The 8,981-nt window shown below is 58.2% G+C and carries 8 protein-coding genes and 1 pseudogene; 6 read left to right on the top strand and 3 right to left on the bottom strand.

The window, feature by feature from the left end:
• Positions 1-70: 70 nt before the first annotated feature.
• From BMZ32_RS02430 to rarD, 3 genes are all read left to right on the top strand, one after another.
• On the top strand, positions 71-385 hold the full coding sequence (locus BMZ32_RS02430; RefSeq protein ID WP_090239121.1) for a 3-phosphoglycerate kinase: 315 nt from the start codon (positions 71-73) through the stop codon (positions 383-385).
• A gap of 149 nt (positions 386-534) precedes the next feature.
• Complete coding sequence (locus BMZ32_RS02425) at positions 535-1,134, top strand: FMN-dependent NADH-azoreductase (protein ID WP_090239118.1); 600 nt, start codon at positions 535-537, stop codon at positions 1,132-1,134.
• A gap of 246 nt (positions 1,135-1,380) precedes the next feature.
• Positions 1,381-2,289, top strand: a complete 909-nt coding sequence (gene rarD, locus BMZ32_RS02420) for an EamA family transporter RarD (protein WP_090239114.1) — start codon at positions 1,381-1,383, stop codon at positions 2,287-2,289.
• Positions 2,290-2,295: 6 nt separating this feature from the next.
• Here the strand turns inward: rarD and BMZ32_RS02415 are convergent, their stop codons facing one another.
• Positions 2,296-2,712 (bottom strand): anti-virulence regulator CigR family protein, encoded by a 417-nt coding sequence (locus BMZ32_RS02415; RefSeq protein ID WP_090239111.1) that lies wholly within the window; start codon positions 2,710-2,712, stop codon positions 2,296-2,298.
• A gap of 173 nt (positions 2,713-2,885) precedes the next feature.
• Here BMZ32_RS02415 and BMZ32_RS02410 point away from each other — a divergent pair, with 173 nt between their 5' ends.
• Together BMZ32_RS02410 and BMZ32_RS19545 are read left to right on the top strand one after the other, a co-directional pair.
• Positions 2,886-4,238, top strand: coding sequence for a DEAD/DEAH box helicase (locus BMZ32_RS02410; protein ID WP_090239108.1), 1,353 nt, complete (start codon positions 2,886-2,888; stop codon positions 4,236-4,238).
• Between the two features lie 238 nt (positions 4,239-4,476).
• A pseudogene (locus BMZ32_RS19545) lies at positions 4,477-4,758 on the top strand (DUF1294 domain-containing protein); the annotation flags it as partial.
• A 42-nt stretch (positions 4,759-4,800) separates the two neighbouring features.
• On the opposite strand, the gene BMZ32_RS02400 reads toward BMZ32_RS19545, so the two are convergent.
• Entirely contained in the window at positions 4,801-5,781 is a 981-nt protein-coding gene (locus BMZ32_RS02400) for a zinc-dependent alcohol dehydrogenase family protein (protein ID WP_090239102.1), read from the bottom strand.
• 157 nt (positions 5,782-5,938) lie between these two features.
• Between BMZ32_RS02400 and BMZ32_RS02395 the strand changes: the two genes are divergently transcribed.
• The gene (locus BMZ32_RS02395) at positions 5,939-6,661 is read left to right on the top strand and encodes a substrate-binding periplasmic protein (protein WP_090239099.1); all 723 of its coding nucleotides are present in this window, start codon (positions 5,939-5,941) and stop codon (positions 6,659-6,661) included.
• 28 nt (positions 6,662-6,689) lie between these two features.
• Here the strand turns inward: BMZ32_RS02395 and BMZ32_RS02390 are convergent, their stop codons facing one another.
• Positions 6,690-8,912, bottom strand: a complete 2,223-nt coding sequence (locus tag BMZ32_RS02390) for an LTA synthase family protein (RefSeq protein ID WP_090239096.1) — start codon at positions 8,910-8,912, stop codon at positions 6,690-6,692.
• Between the last annotated feature and the right edge of the window lie 69 nt (positions 8,913-8,981).

Raw genomic sequence — 8,981 nt, 5'->3', positions numbered from 1 at the left:
CTCAAGTTCTAGGGTGCAAATGCTGACTCAATCAACCTAAACTGGCCTCCTTTTGCTGGAGATTGCCCTGATGAAAAAGCTCTGTTGCGCGCTGCTGGCCTGTTTGCCGTTGACTGTGATGGCTTACCCGATTGAGGTGGAGAAACAGCTCAACGGCGCTGAAGTATCAGCCAGTACCCAAGAAATTGACCACAATATGGGCGCCTTGCAGCTCTACAACTATGGCCGCAGCGAAGCCAAATGCACGGCGATATTTCGTAATGGTCCAGAAGCGCCGCGCACTCGCAAGGTGAGCTTAGCCCCCGGTGAAAGCAGCAACCTGACGCATAAGTCCACCCGCAGCATTATTAAATTGCGAGTCAAGCTGACCTGCGAGCTTTCGTAACCTGTTCAATGCCTTGAGACTAAGCGCGCTCGGGGCATAAATCAATTTATTCGATTGTTTTGTGCGGTTTTTTACGCTTTTTAATCGTTTTTTACGCTTCTATTCTTTGCCCATCGACACATCAGTGTCTCTTAGATGGAGCAAACAGCATGGCAAACGTTCTAGTAATCGAAAGTAGCGCCCGTCAACAAGGTTCGGTTTCGCGCCAGCTGACTGAACAGTTCATCATCACCTGGCAGGCCGCTCATCCAGCGGATCAGATCAAGGTGCGTGATCTTGCGGTTGAACAGGTGCCGCACTTGGACGCCAATCTGCTGGGCGGCTGGATGACCCCGGCCGAGCAACAAAGTGAAGCCGAGCAGGCGGCTCTGGCGTTGTCCAATCTATTGACCGACGAAGTGCTGGCCGCCGATGTGCTGGTGCTGGCAGCGCCGATGTATAACTTCGCTATCCCGAGCACCCTGAAAGCCTGGCTGGATCATGTGCTGCGCGCCGGGGTGACCTTCAAATACACGGAAACCGGCCCGCAAGGCCTGCTCAGCGGCAAGCGTGCCTTTGTTCTGACTGCCCGTGGCGGTATCTACGCCGGTAGCAATCTGGATCACCAGGAACCGTATCTGCGCCAGGCGCTGGCCTTTATCGGTATCCACGATGTCAGCTTCATCCACGCCGAAGGCCTCAACCTGGGCGGCGACTTTATGGGAAAAGGCGTGAGCCAAGCCAAGGCGCAACTGGCCCAAGCGATCTGACTTATCCGCTGCCGCCTAATTACCAGGCGTCTGCTGCCCCTGAGTTCCTCTGCCCGCCCGGCTACTGCCGTGCGGGCCTTTTATGTGTCGCGTCGCCGCCTGGGAGCCATCATTGCATGCGCTAGAGCATGGGGTTCGAGCTTTTTTAGACGTCAGCGGGTATGGTCGCGGCCTTGTCGCTTGCGCGCTGTGGTCTTAACTACAGGCTAGGCAATGTGTTGAGGTCTGAATGAGTAGGGTGGTGTGATGCAACTGTCTGGGCGTGGTGTAGCGCTGTCGATTATCGCCTCGGTGCTGTTTGCCCTGGTGCCTGGCTATGTGCAGCTATTGGCCCCGCTCGATGGCTTGCAGGTGTTTGCCCAGCGAGTGCTCTGGTCGTTGCCGGCGGTGCTGTTGCTGGTGACCTTGTCGCGGCAGTGGCCGTTGTTGCTGGCCGCCTGTGCTCGCTTACGCCGCGAACCGCTGCTGCTGGCCAGCCTGCCCGTGGCCGCACTGCTAATGGGGATTCAGTGGGCGTTGTTTGTTTGGGCACCGTTGTCCGGGCGCATGCTGGAAGTCTCGCTGGGTTATTTCCTCCTGCCGCTGGCCATGGTTCTGGTCGGGCGCGTGTTCTATGGCGAGCGGTTGCGGCCGTTGCAACGCTTGGCAGTGTTCAGCGCCTTGCTTGGTGTCGCCCACGAGCTGTGGCTGACCCAGGCGTTTTCCTGGGTGGTGATGGTGACGGCGCTGGGCTATCCGCCGTATTTCATGTTGCGCCGCTGGATGCGCCTGGATTCTTTGTCCGGGTTTGTTTTAGAGATGCTGTTTATGGCTCCGGTGGCGATCTACATAATTGTGCAGTGGGGGCCGCCCGAGCTGTTCACTCAGGCGCCAAAGCTGTTGTGGCTACTGCCTGGCCTGGGCTTGCTCAGTGCGTTGGCGTTTGCCGCGATGATGGCGGCCAGTCGGCTGCTACCGATGGGGTTATTCGGCATTCTCAGTTATGTCGAACCGGTGCTGTTGTTTCTGGTGGCGCTGCTGTTTCTGGGTGAGCATTTTGATAGTGCGCAATGGCTGACCTACCTGCCGATCTGGTTGGCGGTGCTGCTGGTCGGGTGGGACAGCGCGCGCCTGCTGATCAAGCAGCGGCGCAGCGCCTCATTTGCCGAGCAGTGAGTGTGCTCAGTCCAAGACGTTGCGTAGTACTTCGTAAATGATGCCGCTGGCAATGGCCACCAGCACCACGTCAGTGCCCATTTGCTGCCACTGATAGCCGTCATAGTGGGGTAACTGGCCCAGCAGGCGGCTGTCGAAGTTTTTCGCAATGCCGGGTGGCAGCGGTTTGCCACGGGCCAGGTTTTTGGCAATGCCAGGCGGTAAGGTGCGAGTGGAGCCGATCAGGTTGCGGTTCTCGCCCAAAACGATGCGCACCCGGCCGATATCAATCGATGGGCCGTTGAGGTCTACGCTGATGTCGCTGTGTTGGCTGCCACCTTGTTTGCCAGGGTTATCATGCTTAGGCGCGGCAATGCTGCTCTGCGCGGCAAGAGTGAGCGCCAAGGTAGAACTGATTAACAAGGCTTTCTGAAAGTTGCGCATTATGTGCTCCAAGGCTAGAAGGCGGAGTTTCTTGCTAGTTTGAACCGTTGATCTGCGTTTTGTTCACGGGCGGCGGTCGCTTTATTGCCCTGAATATGCAAAGTCACTCGGCCGCCGGCCCGGAAAGCGTTAGGCTATACGGCTGATTTTTTGTTTTTCGTCGAGGTTATCCCGTGTTTTCCCAATTCGCCCTGCATGAACGCCTGCTTAAAGCCGTGGCTGCGCTGAACTTTGTCGAGCCCACCCCGGTGCAGCTGGCGGCCATTCCGCTGGCGTTGCAAGGAAAAGACCTGCGGGTAACCGCGCAAACCGGCAGCGGTAAAACTGCGGCCTTCGTATTGCCGATGCTCAACCGCCTGCTTGGTGACGGTGCCTCCTCACCGCGCATGAGCGTGCGCGCGATGATCCTGTTGCCGACCCGCGAACTGGCTCAGCAGACCCTCAAGGAAGTCGAGCGCTTTGCTCAATTCACTTTCCTTAAGGCTGGTTTGATCACCGGCGGTGAAGACTTCAAAGTGCAGGCGGCCATGCTGCGCCGGGTGGACATTCTGATCGGCACGCCGGGCCGTCTGATTGAGCACGCCAACGCCGGCAACCTGCTGCTCGATGAAGTTGAGGTGCTGGTGCTCGACGAAGCCGACCGCATGCTCGATATGGGCTTTACCGATGACGTGCAGCGTTTGTCCGAGCTGTGCAATGCCCAACGTCAAACCCTGCTGTTCTCCGCCACCAGTGGTGGTGCAGGGTTGCGTGAGGTGGTTGGTAAGGTGCTGAAAGAGCCTGAGCATTTGCAGCTCAACCGCGTTAGCCAGCTCAATGAAGGCACGCGTCAGCAGATCATCACCGCTGACCACAACCACCACAAAGAGCGTCTGGTCGAGTGGTTGCTGAAAAACGAGACCTACGACAAGGCGATCATCTTTACCAATACCCGGGTTCAGGCTGACCGTCTGTATGGCAAGTTAGTCGCCCACGATTTCAAAACCTTCGTCTTGCACGGCGAGAAAGATCAGAAAGACCGCAAGCTGGCCATCGACCGCCTCAAGCAGGGCGCGGTGAAAATTCTGGTGGCCACCGATGTGGCGGCGCGCGGCCTGGATGTCGACGGCCTAGACCTGGTGATCAACTTCGATATGCCGCGCTCCGGCGATGAGTACGTACACCGCATCGGTCGTACTGGCCGTGCTGGCGCCGAGGGGCTGGCGATCTCGCTGATCTGCCATAACGACTGGGCGCTGATGTCGAGCATCGAGCGCTACCTCAAGCAGCGCTTCGAGCGCCGTAACATCAAGGACATCAAGGGCATCTACCAAGGCCCGAAAAATCTCAAGGCATCCGGTAAAGCGGTTGGCCCGAAGAAGAAAAAGATCGACCCGAAAACCGGCAAGAAGATTGTTGCGAAAAAGCCAGCCGCTAAGGCGCCAAGCAAGCGCAACACCATCAACAAACCCAAGCCTGATGCTTCGGTACTGGTCAGCCAGGATGGCTTAGCGCCGTTGAAGCGCCGCACACTCGCCGCCGAGTAACGCCATGGGCCGCTGGGTCTGCTGGTTTGCTGGGCTGTTTGTTGCCGCGCAGGTGCAAGGCGCAGTGCACAAATGCCTACAGGCTGATGGTGTGGTGCTTTACACCGATCAGCCCTGCGCCATTGCGCAGAGCAATCTGGCCCTGAGCGTCAGCGACTACGCCAGTTACCCGGCGTTACTTCAGGGCGTTGCGCCGCTTTGGCACGAACGTCTGCAACCGTTGTTGCTGGACGTTAATCTGCTGCCGCTGCTGGCAGCGGTATACGGGCTGATGAGCCTGGTCTGTTTTGTGGCGTATTACCGCGATAAACAGTTTGCCATCAAGGGTCAGCAGCGCACGCCCGAGGCGCGCCTGCATTTGTATGAAGTGTTGGGTGGCTGGCCAGGCGGTTTGCTGGCCCAGCGCCTGATTCGTCACAAGAACCGCAAGCTGAGCTATCAATTGGTGTTCTGGTTGATCGTCTTGCTGCACATGGCCCTTGCTGGGCTGGTGCTGTGGCTGATGAGTGCGACTACCTGAGGCCAAACGACGGCGGGCTATCCGCCGTCGTTTGGCTGAGGCTTACTTCGGTACGATCAGAATCTTGCCATCGCGCTCACCACTGGCGGCGGCCGCCACGGCTTGCTTGATTTCGCTGACGTCATAGGTGGCGGCAACACGAGTGTGCAGCTTGCCGCTGGCGATCAATTGCACCAGCTCACCGAAAACCTTCATTTGCTCGGCCTGGTTAGCGTTCTGGAACCATTTGGCTAACCAGAAACCATGCAGGCTAACGCCACGGAATACAAAGGAAGACGGCGATACCTGGCACGGTTGGCGGCTCATCATGCCGTAGTTGACCAATATGCCGCCTTCGCTAAGGCTGGCCGCTAGATGGTCAGTGGCTTCGCCGCCCACCGCATCGATGCCGAGGCGGATAGTTGCACCGTCTGTGGCGGCGCGTACGCGCTTGGCCAAATCCGGGCCATCAACCAGCACCACATCACCGCCTTCGGCTTCAACGCCTGCGACGGCCGATTCGCGGCGGACCACGTTAATGGTCTTGAACCCACGTAATTTCGCCAGCTGGATCAGGTAACTGCCGACACCTGAGTTGGCGGCATTCTGGATCACCCAGTCGCCGGGCTTAAGCTCGACGAACTGACTGAGCAGCAGAGAGGCGGTCGGCGGGTTGACTGTGAGCATCGCCAGTTGCTGCGGGTCGGCTTCCGGCAAAGGGATCAGTTTGTTGGCGGGTGCATTCAAATGGCTGACCCAGGTACCGCTACCCACGGGTAGCAGGACCATCTGGCCGACTTTAAGGTTACTGACCTCGGCGCCCAGCGCTTCAACACGGCCTACGCCTTCATTGCCACCAATTGCCGGGAGCGGCGGCAGCATGCCGTATTCGCCGGTAAGGGTGAGGACGTCGGAGGGGTTGATCGGAGCGGCCAGCACTTTGATTCGTACCTGGCCTGCGCCGGGCTCCGGCAGTTGCAGTTCAACGGCGGCGATTACCTCATGAGGTTGCGGGCCGCGTTGTTGGTATTCGGCTTTAAGCATGAAAGCTCTCCAGTATGTGGGCTGACTTGGGTGGGAAGAGTCTAGCCCTGTGAGGGCTCCAGGCGACTAATTCGGATTAATCGATTTCAGTGATAGAACCGTGCAGAGCCAGGACATAGCCGGCTATGCTGGGAGCTGGTTAAGTTTAGGTATTGCCATGAAGTGGGTGTGGGTATTTTTTCTGCTGGCATATAGCCTGGCGGCTTCGGCGCAAAGTTTGCGAGTCGGTTTTGGTACCAATAAACCGCCGTATATATACGAGAACCAACCTCGTGGCCTGGAATACGACATTGTGATGGCTGCCGCGCAGCTTGGCGGTCTTGAGCCCGTGGCGTATTACGCCCCGATGGGGCGCTTGAACCTGATGCTGAGCAAGGGTCAGATTGATGTTATTGCCACCACCAACGAGCTTAGCGGCGGTGCTGGTTTTTATTCAGACGTGTATATCCGCTACCAGAATGTTGCCGTAGCGTTGCGCTCAAGAAGCCTGGATATCTTGCGTATCAGTGATCTGGGCAAGTACTCGGTGAATGCTTTTCAGCGTGCACGTTTTCTGCTTGGCAGTGAATTTCAAGCCATGGCCGAAAGCAATCCGCGGTACCGCGAGGAAGCGTTTCAGATTGCCCGTAACCGCATGCTCTACAGCGGTCGGGTTGATGTGGTGGTGGGAGACATGCGTATCCTGCGCTACTTCAATCGTGAGGTGTACACCCAGGTCGACGTGAGCCAGCCGTTGGCCCTGTACCCGATTTTTGCGCCAACCGACTACAAGTTAGGCTGCCGCCAGCAGGCCGATTGTGAGCGCCTTAATCAAGGCTTGGCAGCGCTGCGGCTAAGTGGTGAGTATGAAGCCATAGAGCGGCGCTACGCGATGCACTGACTTCGCTGAGTGCGCTGTGGCTCAACGCCTATGGTGTGGGGGCTATCTCGTCTAGCACTTCCTGGGCTGCCAGTAGTTTCGTTTCAGGTTCAAGCGGTGTGCTGCTGACGCTGAAATCGACGATTTCGATCGCGCCTTGGCCCTGGCCCGTCAGGTGAAAAGAGAACGCCTTGCGCGCTGCCGGGTTGTCGAACATGAAGCTGATCTCGACCGGCTTATCACGGGTCAGTAGCGGCAGCTCGGGGATCGGCAAAGCCACATCGCGGTCGTATTCCTTGGTTTTCAAGTGCAGCCTGGCACCTGGCTTATCCATGCTCAAGGCGCGGATTTTCAAGGTCACCGTTGTCTGCGTGTCCTTTGCCAAGGTCAGGTACTGCGCCCCGACGAGGTTGTCCGCCCAGTCATCGCTAACGCTGGGGTTGAGTTTTATCGGCTGCTTGTTGGCGAACTGGTAGTGCTGCTCGGCCTCGCCGCTGCTCAGCGATTGGTCGAGCAAGCCGGCGCGCTGGCTGATCAAGCGCGCGGGCTTGCCCGTGAAACGGCCCAGATAGCGTGCGCTGTCGGCAATAAAGCCTGGGCTGGCGTAGCGCCGGCAAACGCTCTGGAAGTCGCATTCGGTCAATGTGCCCTGGCCGTCATGCTGGCGCAGTAAGCCGTTGGTGTAGGAGATAATTTCGCGGCCAGTGCTGTAGTCACGCAACAGTGAGCGCCCGGCGATGTTGCTTGGTACGGGAAAGGCGAAGTAGTCCAGCACCGATGCAGTCAGGTCCACATGGCCGTATACGCCTTGCTTGAGTGCGGGCAGCTGAGTTTGTTCGGGGGCCAGCAGCAGGTTAAAGCCCCAGGCTGAGGCCAGGCGCACGTTCTCCAGGCCATGGGATTCATCCGAGGTGACGATCACCAGGGTGTCCTTCATCACGCCTTGTTTTTCTAAGGCATTGAGGAAGTCGGCCACGGCGTCGTCCAGATAGGCAATCGCTGCCAGTTTGGCGTTGGGTTGGCGATCCAGGTATTCCTGTGGCGCAGAGTAGGGCTGGTGAGTGCCGACTGTGAGCAGGGTCAGCATCCAGGGTTGCTGCTTTTTACGCAGCTGCTGCACGTAACCCAGGGCACCTTCGAAGTAAGCCTTGTCGTCCATGCCCCACGGGAATTCGATGTAGGGCTTGTTTTTGAACCAGTCGCGGCCGAGGGTTTGCTCGAACCCCATCTGCGGCATGATTTGATCCTTGGCCATAAAGCGCAGCCCGGCACCTTGCAGGAAGTGCGTGCTGAGGCCGCGTTCACGCAATTGCGCCGGTAGGCACTGCCCGCTGCGCGCGGGGTTGTTGAGCAACTCGACACCTTTCGGGGTGCCCGTGTCGAGCTTGTTGTAATCGCCACAGAGCATGGCGTAAAGGCCACGGATGGTCTGATGGCCGTGCAGTACATAGTCGGTGGTGAGCATGCCGCGTTCTGCCCATTGGCTCAGGCGCGGCATCGGATCTTGTGCATAGCTGCTGCCGATGGCCTGGCGACTGGCGTTTATATAAGCCCCGGTGACGCCTTCCAGGGTAATGATCAGCACATTGCGGGCGCTGCCGGCCTGCTTGAGCAGAGGTGTGCCATTCAGGTCGAGTTGGTTCAGGCCGCTGATATCGGGTGGGCTGCTCGGTTCATCCGGCGCTAGCCAGTCGGCCAAATATTGCTGGCCGTTATTGGCGCTTCCCGCGAGCAATTTGTGCGGCAGGTTGAACTGCAGCCATTGGTCTGCTTCGCTGGGTTTGAATTGCTGGCCGATGCTGTGCACGGCAAACAGTGCAAACGGCAGCAGTAGCCAGGCGCGTGACAGCGGTACGGTGCGGCGTGGTGCCTGCCAGCTGCGCAGACCCAAGTAGAGTGCTACCAATACGGCCATGGTCAAGGCCAGTAGCGGTTGGCTCAAGCCTGCGCCCTGGGTTGAATGGCTGACAAACTGCGCGTCAGCCAAATAGTGCAAATCAGCAGGTTCCGGCATGCGCCCCACTGCTGTGACCAGTTCGGCGGTACTTAAGGTGAAAATGCACCAGGCCAACAACAGGGGAATGCTCAGCAGTCTGGCGCGCTCATGCAAGCTCACCAACAACAGGCTGCCGATTGCCAGGTCTGACAGATAGCCGTAAGGGTGCGACCAACCCAGCGCGTAGCGGCTGAGTAATGGCAGGGCAAGTAATAAAAAACTGAGGGTCAACAGGGCGCTGGAAGGATGTCTCAGCCAATTGCAGGTAACGCGCACGGGTACTCCTGGGGGTTGCCATTGATCATCAATAGCAATGCCTAATCAGCCGCAAGATGCAGGCTGACA

The organism is Pseudomonas guineae (genome assembly GCF_900113745.1).
Lineage (GTDB): Bacteria > Pseudomonadota > Gammaproteobacteria > Pseudomonadales > Pseudomonadaceae > Aquipseudomonas > Aquipseudomonas guineae.
Note: the sequence above shows the minus strand (reverse complement) of the source record. Positions and strands in the feature narration are given on the sequence as shown.

Bases quoted from the DNA above. Each gene is read 5' to 3' on its own strand.
- BMZ32_RS02430 (WP_090239121.1), top strand. From the start codon at position 71: ATGAAAAAGCTCTGTTGCGCGCTGCTGGCCTGTTTGCCGTTGACTGTG.
- BMZ32_RS02425 (WP_090239118.1), top strand. From the start codon at position 535: ATGGCAAACGTTCTAGTAATCGAAAGTAGCGCCCGTCAACAAGGTTCG.
- rarD (WP_090239114.1), top strand. From the start codon at position 1,381: ATGCAACTGTCTGGGCGTGGTGTAGCGCTGTCGATTATCGCCTCGGTG.
- BMZ32_RS02415 (WP_090239111.1), bottom strand. From the start codon at position 2,712: ATGCGCAACTTTCAGAAAGCCTTGTTAATCAGTTCTACCTTGGCGCTC.
- BMZ32_RS02400 (WP_090239102.1), bottom strand. From the start codon at position 5,781: ATGCTTAAAGCCGAATACCAACAACGCGGCCCGCAACCTCATGAGGTA.
- BMZ32_RS02395 (WP_090239099.1), top strand. From the start codon at position 5,939: ATGAAGTGGGTGTGGGTATTTTTTCTGCTGGCATATAGCCTGGCGGCT.